The organism is Pseudaminobacter soli (ex Zhang et al. 2022) (genome assembly GCF_014595955.1).
Classification (GTDB): Bacteria; Pseudomonadota; Alphaproteobacteria; order Rhizobiales; family Rhizobiaceae; genus Kumtagia; species Kumtagia pseudosoli.
Map to the genome: position 1 here is coordinate 18,703 of NZ_JABVCF010000013.1, position 17,461 is coordinate 36,163.

At 64.8% G+C, this 17,461-nt stretch carries 17 protein-coding genes; 4 read left to right on the plus strand and 13 right to left on the minus strand.

From position 1 onward, the window contains the following. Positions 1–63 precede the first annotated feature (63 nt). Positions 64–1,068 (plus strand): ornithine cyclodeaminase family protein, encoded by a 1,005-nt coding sequence (locus tag HUI96_RS21935; protein ID WP_188256842.1) that lies wholly within the window; start codon positions 64–66, stop codon positions 1,066–1,068. Then, positions 1,065–2,597 (plus strand): aromatic amino acid ammonia-lyase, encoded by a 1,533-nt coding sequence (locus tag HUI96_RS21940; protein WP_188256843.1) that lies wholly within the window; start codon positions 1,065–1,067, stop codon positions 2,595–2,597. The genes HUI96_RS21935 and HUI96_RS21940 overlap by 4 nt, the downstream gene beginning before the upstream one ends. Before the next feature lie 60 nt (positions 2,598–2,657). Here the strand turns inward: HUI96_RS21940 and HUI96_RS21945 are convergent, their stop codons facing one another. From HUI96_RS21945 to HUI96_RS21975, 7 genes are all read right to left on the minus strand, one after another. After that, positions 2,658–3,917 (minus strand): LLM class flavin-dependent oxidoreductase, encoded by a 1,260-nt coding sequence (locus HUI96_RS21945; RefSeq protein WP_188256844.1) that lies wholly within the window; start codon positions 3,915–3,917, stop codon positions 2,658–2,660. A 5-nt stretch (positions 3,918–3,922) separates the two neighbouring features. Beyond that, positions 3,923–4,573, minus strand: coding sequence for an LLM class flavin-dependent oxidoreductase (locus HUI96_RS21950; RefSeq protein WP_188256845.1), 651 nt, complete (start codon positions 4,571–4,573; stop codon positions 3,923–3,925). A gap of 2 nt (positions 4,574–4,575) precedes the next feature. Further along, positions 4,576–5,505: an ABC transporter ATP-binding protein gene (locus tag HUI96_RS21955; RefSeq protein WP_188256846.1), complete on the minus strand. Its 930-nt coding sequence runs from the start codon at positions 5,503–5,505 to the stop codon at positions 4,576–4,578. Continuing rightward, complete coding sequence (locus tag HUI96_RS21960; protein ID WP_337918561.1) at positions 5,502–6,149, minus strand: ABC transporter permease; 648 nt, start codon at positions 6,147–6,149, stop codon at positions 5,502–5,504. Before HUI96_RS21960 ends, HUI96_RS21955 begins: the two co-directional genes overlap by 4 nt. Beyond that, on the minus strand, positions 6,146–6,769 hold the full coding sequence (locus HUI96_RS21965; protein WP_188256847.1) for an ABC transporter permease subunit: 624 nt from the start codon (positions 6,767–6,769) through the stop codon (positions 6,146–6,148). The genes HUI96_RS21960 and HUI96_RS21965 overlap by 4 nt, the downstream gene beginning before the upstream one ends. 77 nt (positions 6,770–6,846) lie before the next feature. After that, positions 6,847–7,728 carry a glycine betaine ABC transporter substrate-binding protein gene (locus HUI96_RS21970; protein ID WP_188256848.1) on the minus strand — a complete coding sequence of 294 codons (882 nt, stop codon included), beginning with the start codon at positions 7,726–7,728 and terminating at the stop codon, positions 6,847–6,849. Positions 7,729–8,058: 330 nt separating this feature from the next. After that, complete coding sequence (locus HUI96_RS21975; protein ID WP_188256849.1) at positions 8,059–8,685, minus strand: invasion associated locus B family protein; 627 nt, start codon at positions 8,683–8,685, stop codon at positions 8,059–8,061. Positions 8,686–8,910: 225 nt separating this feature from the next. Here HUI96_RS21975 and HUI96_RS21980 point away from each other — a divergent pair, with 225 nt between their 5' ends. Both HUI96_RS21980 and HUI96_RS21985 read left to right on the plus strand, forming a co-directional pair. Continuing rightward, complete coding sequence (locus HUI96_RS21980) at positions 8,911–10,731, plus strand: extracellular solute-binding protein (RefSeq protein WP_188256850.1); 1,821 nt, start codon at positions 8,911–8,913, stop codon at positions 10,729–10,731. A 283-nt stretch (positions 10,732–11,014) separates the two neighbouring features. Then, positions 11,015–11,695 (plus strand): DsbA family oxidoreductase, encoded by a 681-nt coding sequence (locus tag HUI96_RS21985; RefSeq protein WP_188256851.1) that lies wholly within the window; start codon positions 11,015–11,017, stop codon positions 11,693–11,695. 53 nt (positions 11,696–11,748) lie between these two features. Here the strand turns inward: HUI96_RS21985 and HUI96_RS21990 are convergent, their stop codons facing one another. From HUI96_RS21990 to HUI96_RS22015, 6 genes are all read right to left on the minus strand, one after another. Beyond that, positions 11,749–12,333 carry an NAD(P)H-dependent oxidoreductase gene (locus HUI96_RS21990; RefSeq protein ID WP_188256852.1) on the minus strand — a complete coding sequence of 195 codons (585 nt, stop codon included), beginning with the start codon at positions 12,331–12,333 and terminating at the stop codon, positions 11,749–11,751. Positions 12,334–12,529: 196 nt separating this feature from the next. Next, on the minus strand, positions 12,530–13,918 hold the full coding sequence (locus HUI96_RS21995) for an FAD-binding oxidoreductase (protein WP_188256853.1): 1,389 nt from the start codon (positions 13,916–13,918) through the stop codon (positions 12,530–12,532). Then, positions 13,909–15,228 carry a cytosine deaminase gene (locus tag HUI96_RS22000; RefSeq protein WP_188256854.1) on the minus strand — a complete coding sequence of 440 codons (1,320 nt, stop codon included), beginning with the start codon at positions 15,226–15,228 and terminating at the stop codon, positions 13,909–13,911. Before HUI96_RS22000 ends, HUI96_RS21995 begins: the two co-directional genes overlap by 10 nt. A 28-nt stretch (positions 15,229–15,256) precedes the next feature. Next, positions 15,257–16,108 carry an ABC transporter permease gene (locus HUI96_RS22005; RefSeq protein WP_188256855.1) on the minus strand — a complete coding sequence of 284 codons (852 nt, stop codon included), beginning with the start codon at positions 16,106–16,108 and terminating at the stop codon, positions 15,257–15,259. 2 nt (positions 16,109–16,110) lie between these two features. Continuing rightward, positions 16,111–16,893 carry an ABC transporter ATP-binding protein gene (locus HUI96_RS22010; protein ID WP_188256856.1) on the minus strand — a complete coding sequence of 261 codons (783 nt, stop codon included), beginning with the start codon at positions 16,891–16,893 and terminating at the stop codon, positions 16,111–16,113. A 71-nt stretch (positions 16,894–16,964) separates the two neighbouring features. Next, entirely contained in the window at positions 16,965–17,459 is a 495-nt protein-coding gene (locus HUI96_RS22015) for a molybdenum cofactor biosynthesis protein MoaE (protein WP_188256857.1), read from the minus strand. Positions 17,460–17,461 lie beyond the last annotated feature (2 nt).

A 17,461-nucleotide genomic window follows, 5' to 3' on the forward strand; every position in this document is an offset into this window, starting at 1 on the left:
GGCCGCTTGCCTTTTCCGTTTCGAGCGGGCAGCCAGGAAAGTAACCTAAACAGGACCATTTGCATGCATCCGATCTACATCACCTATCTCAATCGCTTCGACATCGAGGCGGCGATGCTGTCCGACGCAGAGATTCTCGCCGCCATCGAGTCGAGCCTCGGCATGCAGGGACGAGGCGAGACGGTGATCGAGCCGCGCATGCATCTCGAGCCGCGCGCCGGCGTGGAGGGCCATTTCAACGTCCTGCGCGGCTGGATCGGCGGCGAGATCGATGCGGCCGGCGTGAAGGTCGTCGGCGACTTCGTCGACAACTACAAGCAGGGCATGCCCTCGGAATTCGGCCTACTCAACCTCTTCGATCCGCGCACCGGCAAGCCCACCGCAATTCTCGACGCGAGCGGAATCACCGACATGCGGACCGGCGCGGTCACCGCCGTAGGCGCGAAACATCTCGCCCGCAAGGATTCGAAGGTCCTCGGCCACGTCGGCGCTCGCGGCACGGCCTACTGGAACGTCCGCCTGCTCGACCATCTCTTCGACTTTGACGAGATCCGCGTCCATTCGCGCCGGCCGGAAAGCCGCAACGGCTTTGCCGAGCGCCTCTCGCGTGACCTCGGCAAGAAGGTCGTCGCGACCGAGGACTGGCGCTCGTGCGTGGAAGGTGCCGACATCGTGGTGGAGGCTTCGCGCCTCGGCAAGCCCGAGCCGATGCTGAAGACGCAGTGGATCAAGCCCGGCGCGCTGGTCGTCCCCTACGGCACGATGAGCGCGGTAGAACTCTCGCTCACCGACATCATGACCAAGATGGTCGTCGACGACTGGGGCCAGTGCAAGGGCGGCAAGTTCGGTTCGCTGCGCGCGCATGTCGAGGCCGGCAAGCTATCGGAAGAGACGCTCCATGCCGAACTCGGCCAGATCGTCGCCGGCCTGAAGCCTGGTCGCGAGAGTGCCGACGAGACGATCCTGTTCTGGCACCGCGGCCTGTCGCTTTCCGATATCGCGCTCGGCCATGCTTTCCTGGGGAAAGCGGAGCGACTGGGCGTCGGGCACCGGCTGCGTTACGCATGACGCGGCTCGTCTTCGGCGAACGACCGGTCAGGGTGGAGGATGTCGCCGCCGCCTCGACCGGCGACGTCAGGGTCGATGTCACGCCCGAGTTGCGCGCCCGGATGCAGGAGGCGCGCGAGGTTCTCGACGCCCATCTGGAACAGGGCATCCCCGTTTACGGCCTCAACACGGGGCTGGGCGGCAATATCGGGCATCGGATCCCTCCCGATGAGGCCGCCGAATTGCAGGCGCAACTGGTACTGGCGCGGGTGGCCGGGGTCGGGAATCCCCTGCCCCTTCATGTGTGCCGTGCGGCTCTGTTCTGCCGGCTGGCGGGTCTCGCCGGCGGGGGCGCCGGCGTCTCGCTGCCGGTCTTCGATCTCCTTGCGGAGATGCTCGCCCGCGACGTCATACCCGTCATACCCTCCCACGGCTCGACAGGTGCCAGCGATCTCGTGCAGACGATGAGCATCGCAGCCGCGGCGATCGGCAAGGGCCAGGTCTATCTGAACGGGGCAACCGTGCCCGCTGCGGATGCGCTGGCTGCAGCAGGCCTGGCGCCGGCACAACTCGCTCCGAAGGACGGCCTGTCGATCGGCAGTGCGTCGTCGGTCACGGCTGCTACGGCCGCGCTAGCCATTGCGGCGCTCGACGATCTTCTTGCGGCCCACATCGCCACGGCGGCGCTCGCCTGCCAGGGGCTGGGCGCCAGCCCGCACCTCTTCGACCCTCGGGTCGTGGGGGCCCGGCCGGCGGCCATGCAGGTCGAGGCGGCGGAACTGTTCCGGCGGGCGCTCGACGGAAGCGACTTCTTCAGCCGCCGCCCGGCGAAGGTCCAGGATGCGATCTCGTTCCGGGCTCTGCCGCAAGTCACCGGCACGGTGCTCGGCGCCCTCGCCCATGCGCGCCGCGAGGTCGAGATCGAGATGAATGCCACGGCCGACAATCCGCTTGTGCTCGTCGAAGGCGGCGAGGTTCGCCCTTCGGCCAATTTCCTTACCGCATCGCTCGCGCTCGCCTTCGACACTCTGGCAATCGCACTCGCACAGCTTGCCACGGCTTCCGTGCAGCGGTCGATCAAGCTGATGACCGGCCATCTCTCCGGCCTTGCGAACTACCTTTCGCCGGTCGGCGGTGCCTCTGCAGGCTTCGTGCCGATGCAGAAGTCGCTCGCCGCGTTGCATGCCGAGATCAGGCTGAGGGCGATGCCGGCCAGCCTTGACGGGATCGTGGTGTCGGAGATGGTCGAGGACATCGCCACGAACAGCACGCTCGCCGTCTCCAAGCTCTCGGAGCAGCTCGAACCCATGCGATGGCTGGTTTCCATGGAGGCGATGTTTGCCGCCCAGGCTGTCGACCTGCGTCGGGAGCGAGAACCGGACCTGAAGCTCAGTCAGGCCACCGCGCTGGTCTATGACGAAGTCCGCAAGGCTGCCCCGATGCTGCACGCCGATCGCGCGACGGGCCCGGAGGCCGGCGAGGTCCACCGCCGCCTGTGGGCGCCGGAGAACCTGGCCACAATCCGGCGTCTGATCGAAGAGCGCGATTGAGGGCAGGCCTCGCGCGCGAGGGCAGCAGAGCCCGATCTGGTGTCGGTTCTCGGATTGCCTTTATGCCGGCAGCCCGAGGCCGAGATTGCCACGCAGCGTCGTCCCTTCATACGCCGTCCGGAACAAGCCACGGCGCTGGAGTTCCGGAATGACGCGCTCGACAAAACTGTCCAGTTCGCCCGGAAAATAGGCCGGCATGACGTTGAAGCCGTCGCAGGCACCGCCGGTGAACCACGCCTCCAACTCGTCGGCAACGTCCTTCGCAGTCCCGACCAGCCGCCAATGGCCGCGTGCTCCCGCAAAATGCTGCGCGACCTGGCGGATGCTGAGGCCTTCGCGGCGCGATTGGTCGATCACGAGCTGCTGCCGGCTCTGCATGCCTTCGCTGGCCTTGAGGTCGGGCATCGGCCCGTCCAGCGGCAAGCCGTTCAGGGCATCGGTCGCGAGATAGCTCGCCAGCAGCGCCAACCCGACCGCGTCGGGTATGAGCGCCTGCAGCTCGTCGAACTTGGCCTGTGCCTCCTCACGGCTGTCGGCGACCACGGGCGACATGCCGGGAAGGATCTTGATGTGGTCGGGGTTGCGCCCCGCCCTCTCCGCGCGCGCCTTGACGTCGTCGTAGAACGCCTTGGCGGTCTCCAGTGTCTGCGCCGCGACGAAGACCACGTCGGCGGTGCGCGCGGCGAGGTCGCGGCCGACATCCGACGCGCCGGCCTGCACCATCACCGGCGAGCCTTGTGGCGAAGCCGGGATGCCGAGCCCCTGCCCCACCACGAAATTTTCGCCCTCATGGCCGATCGTGCCGGCTCGGGTCTGCGGGCTCCACAGCGCGCCGACGATTTTTGCGAACTCGTCGGCGCGGGCGTAACGGTCGCGATGTGCGCGCAGCCCCTGCGCACCGAAATTCGCCGCCTCGATCTCGCTCGCCGAGGTGACCAGGTTCCAGCCGGCACGCCCGCCGCTGACAAGGTCCAGCGTCGCAAAGGCACGCGCCAGCGCGTATGGCTCGTTGTAGGAGGTCGAGGCGGTCGCGACGAGGCCCACGTGGCTGGTCCTGGCCGCGAGCGCGGCAAGCAGGCTGATCGGTTCGAAGCCGATCGAGCGGGAGGTCTGCGCCGCCAGTTCGACCCGCGCTTCGCGCACCCCGGCCGCGTCCTCGAAGAAGACCAGATCGAACAGTCCGCGCTCCGCGGTCTGGGCCAGCCGAACCATGTGATCGACGTCGATGCCGGCGTCGGCCGCCGCCTTCGGATGCCGCCATGCAGCGATGTGATGGCCGGTCGGCATCAGGAAAGCGCCGAGCTTCATCTGTCTGCTCATCGGGCCTACTCCCCAAGAATCGCCAGAGCGGCTTGTCGATTATCGACCGTCACGGCATCGGCAATGTCGGCTTCTTCGAGAAGATCCGGCGTGCCCCGTGGAGAGCGCATGACGTTGAGCGGTCCCCGCACCGAGAAATGCTCGCCCTTATGATCAAGCGTATGCATGGCCTCGGGCCGGAAGAACTGCGCGCCCTCCTTGTCGAAGACCAGTGCGTCCGTGTCCCAGCTCTGCCAGAGCCCTTTTACGACCGTGGCGAACTCGCGCTCGCGCTGCTCCTGGTCCACGCCTTCGAGCCTGACCTTGCCGCTGAATGCGGCATACGCATCGTCAGCGCCGTCTGTCGCCACCAGCCAGCCTGCGCGACCGCGGCTTAGCAGGTCGAGCGATGCCAGCCTGCGGGCAAGATTGTAGGGCTGATGCCCGAGGCTCGACACCATGCCGGCCAGCCTTATGCGCGATGTCTGCGCGGCCAGCCACCCGATCAGGATCAGCGCGTCGGGCCAGCCCTCGCCCCCCTTCGCAGGAGCGATTCCATCCGGCAGGACGATCGTCTCGACGCCTGCCGTCTCGGCTCGGTTCACTAAGTCCCGCAGCCCCTCGAGCGTCCAATCGGCAAAATCGCCGGAAATCAGGATGGTCTTCGGAATGCTCATGATCAGACCGCCAATATCGCTTCGCGGCTGACGCTTCCGACGACGGCACCGGTGGTGTCGACCACCGCGGCAGCCCCGGCCTTTGCCGCAACAATGGTTGAGAGCGCATCGCGCAGATCGCACTCGCGCTCGACTTTCGGCAACGAGGCCGGGATTTCTCCCGGCACCATGATGCTCTCCACATTGAAGAGCGTCAGCCGCTTCAGCGCCCGGTCCGCGCCGACGAAGTTTTCCACGAACTCGTTCACCGGCTTCGACAGGATGCTTTCGGGCGTGTCGTACTGCACGATCCTGCCGTCCCGCATGATGGCGATGCGGTCGCCGAGCCGCACGGCCTCGTCGATGTCGTGCGTTACCACCACGACGGTCTTCCTCACGCGCTTCAGGATCTGCTTGAACTCGTTCTGCAGCCGCGTGCGGGCAATCGGATCGATGGCGCCGAAGGGCTCGTCCATCAACAGCACGGGCGGATCGGCAGCCAGCGCGCGCGCCACGCCGACCCGCTGGCGCTGTCCGCCAGAGAGCTGGCGCGGATAGCGCTCGAGCATCGAGGGCTCGAGCCCGACGAGTTGCATCATCTCGCGGTTGCGCGCTTCGATCTTGGCCTCGTCCCAGCCGAGCAGGCGCGGCACGGACGCGATGTTCTGCGCGATCGTCATATGGGGGAAGAGGCCGACCTGCTGGATCACGTAGCCGATATGACGACGCAGTTCGACCGCATCGGCGCTGCGGACGTCCCGACCGCTGACGACAATCGATCCGCTCGTCGGTTCGATGAGCCGGTTGATCATGCGCATCGTCGTGGTCTTGCCGCAGCCGGAGGGCCCGACCAGCGCAACCGTGATGCCTTCCGGCACTTCCATGCTGAGATCGTCAACCGCCGCCGCGCCACCTTTGTCGAAGCGCTTGGTGACATTCTTCATTGTGATCATGCGGCGCGTCTTTCTCCGAACATGAGCCTTTCGGTCTGACCGAGCAGGAACTCCGTGCCAAGCGCCAGAAGCGCGATGGGGACGGCCCCCACGAGCAGCCGCGACGGGTCCATGGCGCCTATGCCGATCGCAATGAAATCGCCAAGTCCGCCGCCGCCGATGAACGGCGCCAGCGTGGCGCCGGCGAGAACCTGTACCGAAGCGGTGCGCAGCCCGGCGAACATCGCCGGCGCTGCGAGCGGAATGCGGATCTTGTGCAGGATCTGCCGCTCGGTCATGCCCATGCCGGTGGCCGCCTCCACCGCATCAGGGTCGACATCGCGCAGCCCGATAAAGGCGTTTATGAGGATCGGCGGCAGCGCCAGGATGGTCAACGCCACGATCGAAGGCCATAGCCCGATGCCAAGGATCGGCATCATGATGGCGAGAATCGCGAGACTTGGAAGCGTGCGCAGCCCGTTGACCGAGTTGATCGCTACCGCCGCCAGCTTGCCGTAGCGCAGGATCAGGACAGCAAGCGGCAGGCCGATGCCCAGCGCGAAGGCGATCGCAGTGATCGACATGAGAAGGTGCTGCCCGAGCGCCCGGTTGAACTCGGCCGGGTTGTTCAGGATCCAGGCAAAGGCTTCCGAAAGCAGGTTCATCCCTGCCTCCAGCGCAGCATTCGCCGCTCGGTCCAACTCAATGATAAATCGAAGAAGATGGCGATCAGCGCAGTGAGTGCGCCGCCGACGATGATCTTCTCCGGCCAGCTCTGGTCGATACCCTGCAGGATGATGGCGCCCAGTCCGCCCGCGTCGATGAACGCGGCGATCGTGGCAATCCCGATGACGGTGACGAGCGCAATGCGAATGCCCGACACGATCAGCGGGAGAGCAAGCGGCAGTTCTATGCGAATGAGGCGCTGCCAACGGCTAAAACCCATGCCGTCGGCCGCATCCAGCACGTCATCGGGGACGCTGCGCAGACCGGTGACGACATTCCTGAGCAGGATCAGCAGGCAATAGGACGATAGCCCCGTCAACGCCGGTTTCATCCCCAGCCCCATGATCGGGATCAGGAAGGCGAAGAGCGCAAGGCTCGGGATGACGAAGATGATCCCGGCGATCGTCAGGAAGGTGGCATAGAGGCGCGGCCGGCGCGCCGAGACGATGCCGAGCACGAGGGCGATCGCGCAGCCGATCAGGACCGAAAGGAATGAGAGAATCAGGTGCTGGCCGGCCGCCTCAGCGATCAGCCCAAGGTTCTTGTATGTCCAGGTCACGCGATGTCCGTAGTGCGCCAGCGCCTCGCTTCAGGATATGCGGCCGCGCATGGAGCGCGAGCCGCATTTCGCGTTTGTCAGATGCCTTCGGCCGTCAGGAATTCCGCCGCGACTTCGGCCGGCTCCTTGCGGTCGCGCTCGACCGCGGCGTTCATGGCGCGCATCTTCTCGTTGGTCAGCAGCGGCGCCAACCTGTCGAGGACCTCGGCGATCTTCGGATTGGCCTTCAGCGCGTCCTGACGCACGACCGGGACGAGATAATAGGGCGGGAACAGGTTCTTGTCGTCCTCGAGCACCGCTAGCTTGCTGTCTTCGATCTGCCAGTCCGTCGAGAAGCCGAAGGACACGTCGATCTGCTTGCTGGTGAGGGCGCTGTAGCGGATGCCGAGTTTTGCGAACTTCACAAATTCCTTGAACTTGATGCCGTAGACCTGCTCGAGGCCAGGCAGACCGTCCTTGCGCTCGCCGAACGTGCCTTCCGCGCCGAAGGTGAGGTCCTTGGAAGCCGGACCGAGATCGCTGAGGGTCTTCAGCTTGTACTCCTCCGCCTTCTCGGGAAGCATGATGATCGCGTAGCCGTTGTTGATCGCCGTCGGCTTCAGCAGCGTGAGATCGAGCTTCTCCTCGTAGTGCTTCTTGGCGTCGGAGTAGATCTGATCGGCATTGCTGGTGAGCTCACCCTTCGCCACTGCCGCGAGCGCCGTGCCGGTGTACTCGGGATAGAGGTCGATCTCGCCGCTGGTGAGGGCTGTGTGAGCGATCTGCGTTGCGCCGAGGTTGAGACGCTTCTCGACCTCGATGCCCGCCTTCTCCAGCGCCTGCGCGTAGATCTCGGCTACGATGAACTGCTCGGTGAAGTTCTTGCTGCCGATCTTCACCGGCTCGGCCTGCGCCGAGAAGACCGTTCCGAGGGCAAGCGCCATGCCGAGCGAAGCGGCTTTGAGGGTCTTGAAAATCATTTGAAACTCCAGAAGATGCGCCGACAATCTGGCTCAGATTGGCATTCCTTGGCGAACAGCGCCATTCCAATTCGCCGGGTCCCCACGCAAAATGTCAGCGATCTTGACGCATTCTGCAGACACAGATTGCTCTTCCCGTTCCGACATCAGCGCGAGGGTTGCTCTTGGCATGGGGGCATGGCGCAGTCTCACTCGGCACAAGGCCACGAAAAAGGGGCGCGATGAGCGCCCCTTCGCATCAGAGAGACCAGACAGATCGTTCAAACTCCACGGTCCGGAGTTTGACATGACGAACTCGACCCGCAACTGAAGCCGGGGTCCAGAACGATATCAGTTGGCGGTCTTCGCCTTCTCCTGCTCTTCCTTGAGCTTCTTGGCGAAGTCCTCGTTGTTCTTCGACACGAACTCCTGGAGCTTCTTTTGGCGCTCCTGGATGTCGGACTGCTGCATCGCCGGGCCGTCGAACGCGCCGGTGAAGCCCTGGAGCGACACCTTCACGGGATTCGGCTGGTTCTGGAAGTTGATCGAGGTGAGCGTTAGTTCCGAGCCCTTCTTGAACTGGCCGACGAGTTGGTCGCTAAGCTGCACTTCCGCGACGCAGCGGTCCGGGAAGCAGATGACGTAATCCAGCTTCTGGGCCTTGCCGCCGTCGACTTGCAGGCCGATGCCGGGAGGAACGAGACGGCCGGTCGGGACGGTCACCTGGAAGACCTTGCGGTTCACCTTGCCCTTCAGTTCGATGAGGCTGAGGCCCGTCACGAGTTGGCCGTTGGAGGCCGTGACGATGTTCTGCACGTTGCAGATGTCGACTTCCTCCTGCTTGGTGCAGGCCTTGAACCAGCCCTGCGGCAATTGCTGTTGCTGCGCCAAGGCCGGAGCGACACCGGTGGCGAGCAAGCCGATCACGCCTGCGGAGAGCACCGAAAGACGGAATCGGTCAATTTTCGAGCTCGTCATCTTGTCCTTTCCTCTAAATGATCCGGAACGGCTCCAGCGTCGCCGTTTGGCGGTAGGTGTTGCGCAAATACGGCAACAGCATGACTCAGGTTTGCCTCTACATTGCTCCACGTGCCAAATCCAGCGTCAGAGCCGACGAAATACGCTGAAAACCATCTCGCGCACCCACACAAAGGTCAACATGATACGATTCAGGTTCGAATCATCGCGACCTTGGATTCAGGAATGCATCGAAGACTACTTGCGCTCTGCGCCGCGGCTCTGGCGTCGGCGTCGCTCCCCGCTTACGGCCAGGCGGAGCCGAGGCATGCCATTGCCATGCAGGGCGAGCCCGCGCTGCCTCCTGATTTCACGCATTTCCCCTATGCCAATCCGAACGCTCCCAAGGGCGGCGAGGTCACCTATTGCGTGGTCGGCAGCTTCGACAACCTGAACCCGTTCATCATCCGCAGCCTGCGCACCACGGCGCGCGGCATGATCGATACGATCTTCGGCAATCTGGTGTTCGAATCGCTGATGCAGCGCAACGCCGCCGAGCCCTTCTCGCTCTATGGACTGCTGGCGGAATCGGTCGACCTCTCGGAGGATCGCCGGCAAGTAACCTTCAACCTCAACCCGAATGCCAAATGGTCGGACGGCAAGCCGGTCACGCCCGAGGACGTGCTATTCACCTACGAGGTTTTCACCGAGAAAGGCCGACCGCCCTACAGCGACCGGATGAAGCGGGTGGAGCGTTTGGAGAAGACGGGGCCGCACTCAGTGCGCTTCGTCTTCAACGGCCAGGCGGACCGCGAGTTTCCCCTGATCATAGCGATGACGCCGATCCTGCCGAAGCACGCCTTCGACAAGGGCACTTTCGACCACACCACGCTTGCGCCGCTGGTGGGCAGCGGCCCCTATGTGGTCGATCAGGTCGCCCCCGGCGACAAGATCGTCTACCGGCGCAATCCTGAGTACTGGGCGCGCGACCTGCCCTCCAAGAAGGGCTTTGACAATTTCGACCGTATCACGGTGCAGTACTTCCTGAACGCCAACGCCCAGTTCGAGGCGTTCAAGAAGGGCATCTGTTCGATCCATGCCGAAGCAGATCCGGTCAAGCTGAAGCGAGACTTCGATTTTCCGGCACTGCAGGACGGACGGGTCACAATAGGAGAGTTCCAGACCGGCATACCTCCGGTGGTCTCCGGGTTTCTGTTCAACACCCGACGGCCGCAATTCTCGGACGTGCGGGTGCGCAGGGCGCTCGCCCTGCTTTACGATTTCGAGTGGGTGAACCGGAACATGTTCGACGGTCAGTTCGAACGCACCGCGAGCTACTGGCAGAACTCCGAGCTTTCCGCGCTGGGCCGACCTGCCAGCGAGAAGGAGAAGGCGCTGCTCGCCCCGTATGCGGACCAGGTGCTGCCGGAGGTCATGGACGGCACCTGGAAGCCGTCGCAGACCGACGGCTCCGGCCGCGACCGGAACGCTCTCAAGGCCGCGCTCGATCTGCTTAAGCAGGCAGGCTACAGCCTGGACGGCCCGACCCTGGTCGATGCCCAGGGCCAGCCGCTTTCCTTCGAGATCCTCACGGCCTCGGAGAGCGAGCAGCGGCTAGCGAGCGTCTACCAGCGCACCCTAGCCCGGATCGGCATCCAGGCGACCATACGGGCGCTCGAGGCCGACCAGATCCAGATGCGCAAGCAGCGCTTCGACTTCGACGTCCTGATCGGTTCAACCGGTTTCACCGGCACCCTGTCACCAGGCATCGAGCAGGCGTTCCGCTGGGGCTCGGAGGCGGCAACTACCGAGGGGTCGTTCAACCTAGCCGGCGTCGCCAGTCCGGCGATCGACGCCATGATCCAGGCAATGCTCAACGCGCGGGAGAAGGACGACTACGTCGGCGCCGTGCGGGCGCTCGACCGGCTGCTGATTTCAGGGGCCTACATGGTTCCCATGCAGCATACGATGAAGCAGTATCTGGCCTTCTGGACCTATCTGGAGCACCCCAGGGAGACGTCGCTCTATGGCTACCAACTGCCCGTCTGGTGGCGGAAGTCGCAGTGATTTCGGCGGGCGGTTGGAGCCGTTGGATCATCGTGTGTCTTTCGAGGCTCCCCCACGAAGCGGCTTGGTTAACTTGGCGCGTCGTCGGGCGAGCACCTCAGGATGAGGGAGGCCGGCGCTGGACACTTGTCCTGAGAGGATTGACTATCTTCGCGATCGTCGGAGCGGTGCCCAGCGGTCCTCATGGTGAGGAGCGAGCCCGCAGAACTGTGGTGATTAAGGCTCTGTCCATCCGGGCGAGCCTCGAAGGACGCACGGCAACGAAGCGAGAAGGGAGACGAGCATGAGTGAGCGCACGGCAATCACGGTGGACGTCGTCTCCGATGTGGTCTGCCCCTGGTGCTATCTCGGCCAGAAGCGGCTCGAGAAGGCCGTGGAGAGTCTCGAGGAGATCGATGTCGTCACCCGCTGGCGGCCGTTTCAGCTCGATCCGACGATTCCGCCCGGCGGGCGTGATCGGAAACAATACATGCTTGCAAAGTTCGGCAGCGAGGAGCGCATCCGCCAGATCCATGCCCGGATCGAACCGCTCGGAGAAGCGGAAGGCATCGACTTCGCCTTCGACAAGATCAAGGTATCGCCAAACACGCTAGACGCTCATCGGGTGATCCGCTGGGCTATGGCAGATGGACCGGAGGTTCAGAACCGTCTCGTGAAGCGCCTCTTTGCCCTCTACTTCGAGGAAGGCGCCAATATCGGCGACCACGCGGTTCTTGCGAATGCGGCAACGGATGCCGGGATGGACGCCGCCGTCGTCGAGGCGATGCTCGCCGGTGACGCCGATCGCAATGCGGTCGAGGAAGAGGCGGCGACCGCCTCGCGCATGGGCATCACCGGCGTGCCGTGCTTCCTGCTCGAAGGCCGCTATGCCGTGATGGGCGCGCAGGAAACCGAGGCACTCAAGGGAGCGATCGCGCAGATCGCGGATGCGAAGCGGCGGGGAGAGATGGACGAGGTGAGGTGAGGTGAGGCGCGCCTGCCTCCGCCCCCCGCCTCACACCGATCTATCAGCCCCGATCAGAACCGCTTCAGTCGCGACCGCACCTTGGCAAGGAAGGCAGCCCGGCTCTCCGGCGTGGCATTGTCCATGTCGTAATGCGCGAGGTAGAGGGTGCGGGTTCGTAGGGCACATAGTGATCGAATGCCGCGCAGGATCATCTTGCGTCCCGGCTGTCCCATCACGAAGGACAAGAGCCGCGTCGCGCCGCAGGTGGTAACCACGCCGATCTTCCGGATGTGCCTGACCCGCGAGACGATGCCGCCATTCGGTGCGAGGTCGAAGACGACACCCATCGCCCATACCCGGTCGAGCCAGCCCTTGAGCATGGCCGGCAGGCCGTACCACCAGGTCGGATAGATGAAGATGATCGCCGCGGCCCAGTTCAGCGCGTCGATGTGCGCGGCGAGCGCAGGGTCCTTCGGCGGCCCCTCGTGATAGGCGAGCCGCTCCTCGCGGCCCATCACGGGGTCGAACTTTTCGGCATAGAGGTCGATCAGGCGGACTTCGTCGCCGCGGCCTTCCAATGTACCGACCGCGGCTTCGCGCAGGGCCGCGCAAAAACTTTCCTCGACGGGATGGCAGTAGACGACGAGGACGCGCATCAGGAAGCACCCATGCGAGCGTACCCCTCCCCCTTAAGGGGAGGGTCCGGCCGAAGGCAGGGGGAGGGGTCGGTGCTGAAACGCGCGACGGATTCTCTTTGAAGGGGAACGCGCCTTGCTCGGCCGCAACGACCCCTCCCTGATCCGCTACGCGGATCGACCCTCCCCTCAAGGGGGAGGGAGAGCGCCGCGCCCCTCACCTCTCCAGCCCCTTGAACAGGAAGGTCTTGCCGGACCTGTAGTCATACTCAGGGTTCTCCCAGGCGATCATCTTGCCGGGGTTGAGCAGCCCGCGCGGGTCGGCCTGGCGCTTGAAGGCGAGTTGGATCTGGTCGGTCTGCTTCATGCCGCCCTCCTCAAGCGTGTAGCGGTGCGGGTTGAAGATCGGGCAGCCGTTGTCCTCGTAGGTGCGGACGATCTCGTCCAGTCGCTCCTCGGTGGTGAACTTCACCAGCGGCAGGCCGAAGCAGGTGATATTGCCGTCGAAACGCACGAATTCGAGGTGCGAGACCACTTCGGGAAACATCGCATCGACCCTCCGCACCAGCTCCAGCTGGTTCGGGAAGGGATAGAGCGACTGCAAATAGGTGATCGAGGGATCGACCCTCAGCGCCCGAAGCGTCGTATGGTTCCAGGCGAGTTCGTAGGCGGGCGGCAGGCCCTTTTTGTCCTCGACCCTTGAGGCGTCGAAGACGACCTCACCTTTCTCCCGCCGGGTGAAGGCGAGGAACGCATCGAGCGCGTGTGGCGCGACCATGACGATGACGACGCTCTGGCCCTCTCGCAGGAAGCGCTGGTGCCGCTTGAAGTAGAGCCAGGGCGCGGGCGCCGCGACCGGCGTGATCAGCTTGGTCAGAATGCCGTCCTGGCAGGCGAGCGCGTTGGCGTAGTGCGCCGCATCGGCGAAGTCGTCGAAGCCGACGATCACGTCCACCCAGTCATAGGAGGCCGTCAGCGGCATCTCGACCTCGGTGATGATTCCGTTGGTGCCGTAGGCATGCGTGACCTTGTGCAGTTCCTCGCCGGTGAGATCCAGCACCTTGGGCTCGGCCTCCATCGTGACGACACGCAAGCGTAGCACATTGCCGAAGTCGCGCAGGCCGCCCCAGTTGATCGAGCCGACGCCGCCGGAACCTCCGGCGATGAAGCCGCCGATCGAAGCGGTCGCATAGGTGGACGGGTGAAGCCTTAGTTCCTGCCCTGAATGCGCCCGCGTCGCCCTGTCGATGTCGGCGATGATCGCGCCGGGACCGCAGACCACCCGGCCGGGCGCGATCTCGGTGATGGAGTTCATATCGGCGAGGCTGAGCACCACGCCGCCCGAGAGCGGCATCGCCTGGCCGTAATTGCCGGTTCCGGCCCCGCGCGGCGTGACCGGCACGCCTTGGGCGTAGCAGGCGGAGAGCACGCGGATCACCTCGGCCTCGTCCTTTGGCGAGACGATGATGTCGCCGGTCACCTGCTCGAGTTGCCGCTTCAGCACCGGGCTATACCAATAGAAATCCCGGCTCTTCTGCTGCACGATCGCCGGATTGTCCTCGGTCCGGGTGCCATCGAGTTCCTTCTTCAGCGCCGTCAGATCCATTGAGCCCCCATCAGGTCGTCGAGTTCGGAGTAGTCGGGCAGGCTGGTGTCGATCCGCCGGCCGTCGCGCAGCACGATCCGGTCGGATTCCGGACGGGAGAGCAACTCCGTCCAGCTTCGCCCGCGGAAGATCACCAGATCGGCGGGCGTGCCGGCTGCGATCGTGCCAGCGCCGTCGAGGCCCATGATCCCGGCCGGCGTGGAGGCCATCGCTCTCGGCCAATCGGCGACCGGATGATCGAGGTGGGCGATACGGGTCGCCGCCCGGTAGACTTCGAGCATGTCTAGGTCGCCATAGGCGTAGAATGGGTCGCGTGTATTGTCCGAGGCAACGGCAACAGGAATCTTCCTCGCGTTCATCTCGTGAAGCAGGGTCACGCCGCGCCAGCGCGGCGTCGTCCGGTCCTGGCGTCGGTCCTGAAGGTAGAGATTGCAGAGCGGCAGCGACACCGCGGCAATTCCTGCCTCGGCGACCTTGTCGAGCGTGTCCCTGACCTCGCGGTCGGGCTGGCATGACAGCGAGCAGCAGTGCCCGACGAGAATGCGGCCAGAAAAGCGGTGCCGAAGCGCGGTCTCAGCGATCATGCGCAGCGACACCGCGCTGATCTGGTCGGTCTCGTCCGCGTGGAAGTCGAGATCGAGGCCAAGCTCCATGGCCATCCGGAAAACCTGGTCGAGCAGCGGCTCGAGGTCGGGCAGCATGTAGGTGACGGCGCCGAGGACGCCCTTCGCCCCCGCGACCCGGCGGGCGAGCGAGGCGAACCAGCCGGTGTCGCGAACCGCCTCGATGCCGAAGAGGGCTGCCCCCTGAAGCTCGATCCGCCCCCGCCAGCTCTCCCGCATTTCCTCGAAGACCGGCCACGAGATCGTCTCCTGCAGTGCGACCGAGTCGATGTGGGTGCGCAGCGCCTTGGTCCCATGCGCGTAGGCGCAGCGCAGCGAGAAATCCATCCGGCGCGCGACGTCATCCGCGCTCCAATGCACCAGGCGATCGGCATCGGCAGCCCCGAGCGCGCCCATGAAGGATCCGTCTGGGTTCGGCATGCGCGGCCAGATATGACCCTTGTCGATGTGGGTGTGGCAGTCGACGAAGCACGGCAACACGATCCGGCCGGCGAGATCGATCAAGCGCGGCGGCGCGGGCCTGTCGTTCCGCCGCGCGATTCCACCGATCTTGCCATCGGTAATGGCGATGTCGACGAGCGCGAAACCGTCGCGGTCGAGCGGACCTTCGAGGTCCGCCGCGAGCGAGGAATGCACCCGGGCATTGCCGAGCACATACCAGCCGGTCGTGGGGATTTTCAGCTGCATTCAACTTCCATCAATTCCTTGGCCACCCTCACCTCTCCGCCGACAGCGCGCTTTCGTGCCAGCGCCGCAGGATGAGATGCGAGACCAGCGTCAGCACCAGGAAGATCACGATGCCCGCCGCCGAGATCAGGATGAGCGCCGCGAACAGCCGCGGTGCGTTCAGCCTGTACCCCGCCTCGATGATGCGCGAGGCGAGCCCAGACGACTGGCCCGAGGCTCCGGCGACGAATTCTGCGACAACCGCGCCGATAAGCGACAGTCCGCCCGCGATCTTCAGCCCGCCGAGGAAGTAGGGCATCGCGGCCGGCAGCCTCAAGAACCGTAGCTGCTGCCATCGCGATGCACCGTTGAGCCGGAAGAGGTCGATGAGGTTTCGGTCCACCGAGTTCAGGCCGAGCGTGGTGTTGGAGAGGATCGGGAAGAAGGCGACGATCCAGGAGCAGATCAGCAGTTTTGCAGTCTGGTTGTCGACATAGATGTTGATGAGCGGGAAGATCGCGACGATCGGCGTCACCTGCAGGACGATCGCGAAGGGGAAGAACGACATCTCGACCCACTTCGATTGGGTGAAGAGGACGGCGAGCCCGACCCCGCCCACCACCGCCAGCAACAGGCTGAGCAAGGTGATCTTCAGCGTCACCAGCAGCGAGGTGAACAGCAACGGCGCATCGCTGACCAGGGTGGAAGCGACCACACCGGGCCTAGGCAGGATGTACTGAGGGATTTCGTACCAGACGCAGAGGCGGTCCCATAGCCAGATGGCGAGGATCATGATGGCGATCGGCAGCACCCACCGGCCGATCCGTTCCAACTTCGCGTTGCGCGCCCGCTGAGCCTCTTCCCTATCGATAAACGGCGCTGCCTGCACTTCCGCACGCATGGTCAGCGACCCTCCGCATGCATGGCGTCGGCCAGCACCTGCGAGGCCTGCCGGCAAAGGGCAGCATATTCCGGAGAGGTGCGGAAAGCCTCGGCCCTGGGATAGGGAGCGTCCACCGCCAACTCGCGAAAAACTCTGCCGGGCCGCGCCGCCATCACGACGATGCGGTTCGACAGGTACACGCTTTCGAAGACGCTGTGGGTGACGAAGGTCACCGTGAATCGCTGGTCCTGCCAGAGATCGAGGAGGTCCTCGTTGAGCCGAAAGCGCGTGATCTCGTCCAGTGCGGCGAAGGGCTCGTCCATGAGCAGCAGCCGCGGCCGGGTGACCAGCGCACGCGCGATGGAGGCCCGCATCTTCATGCCGCCGGAGAGCTCGCGCGGCATCGCCTTCTCGAAGCCGGACAGGTGCACGCGCTCGAGCAGTTCGTGGATGGCGGGGGCCGCCTCGGTACGGGATTTGCCCTTGAGACGCAGCGGCAGCCAGACATTGTCGAAGACATTTGCCCAAGGCATCAGCGTCGGCTCCTGGAAGACGAAGCCGATGTGGTCCTTGTCGAGAGACTTGCGCCAGTCGAGCACGCCAGCCGTTGGCGAAGACAGGCCGGCAATGATGCGCAGCGCCGTCGACTTTCCGCAGCCGGACGGACCCAGCAGGCTGAGGAAATCGCCTTCGCGTACCGTGAGGCTGGCCGCCTTGAGCGCGGTCACGCCGTTGGCGAAGGTCTTGCCGATCTCGCGAAGCTGCAGCAGCGGCTCGTGCCTGGCGGCAACCTCAGTCGTCATCTCGCCGCCTTACGCACGCTCGGACCCCTGCGATCATCCTGACCGAGCGTAACGCGTCGCAATGGGCGAGGCTAGCCGCCGAGTTTCCCCACGGCAGCCGTTGTCCACCGCTCCGCGGCTTCGTCGTCGGCTGCCTTGGCCTCGACCCAATCTCCGGCCGTACCGTCCAGACGATGCTCCTTCTTCCAGAAGGGGGCGCGGGTCTTGAGGTAGTCCATCAGGAACGAGGCCGCCTCGAACGCCGCCTGCCGATGGCTCGATGCGGCGACCACCAGGACGATGTTCTGGCCCGGCTCGATGCGGCCGTAGCGGTGGATCGCGGTGAGGCCGGCCAGCGGCCAGCGCTCCATCGCCTGCCTGGCGATGCGGGCGATCTCGGCTTCGGCCATGCCGGGATAATGTTCGAGCTCGAGTGCGACCAGCCTGCCGGCCTCGTCACGACAGAGGCCCGAGAAGGTTACCACCCCTCCGATGTCGGTCTTGCCGCGCGTCAGCCGCTCGATCTCGGCTGCGGTGTCAAAATCTTCCCGCTGGATCCTTACCGTCGGGGCGGAGCCGGCCGTCACGC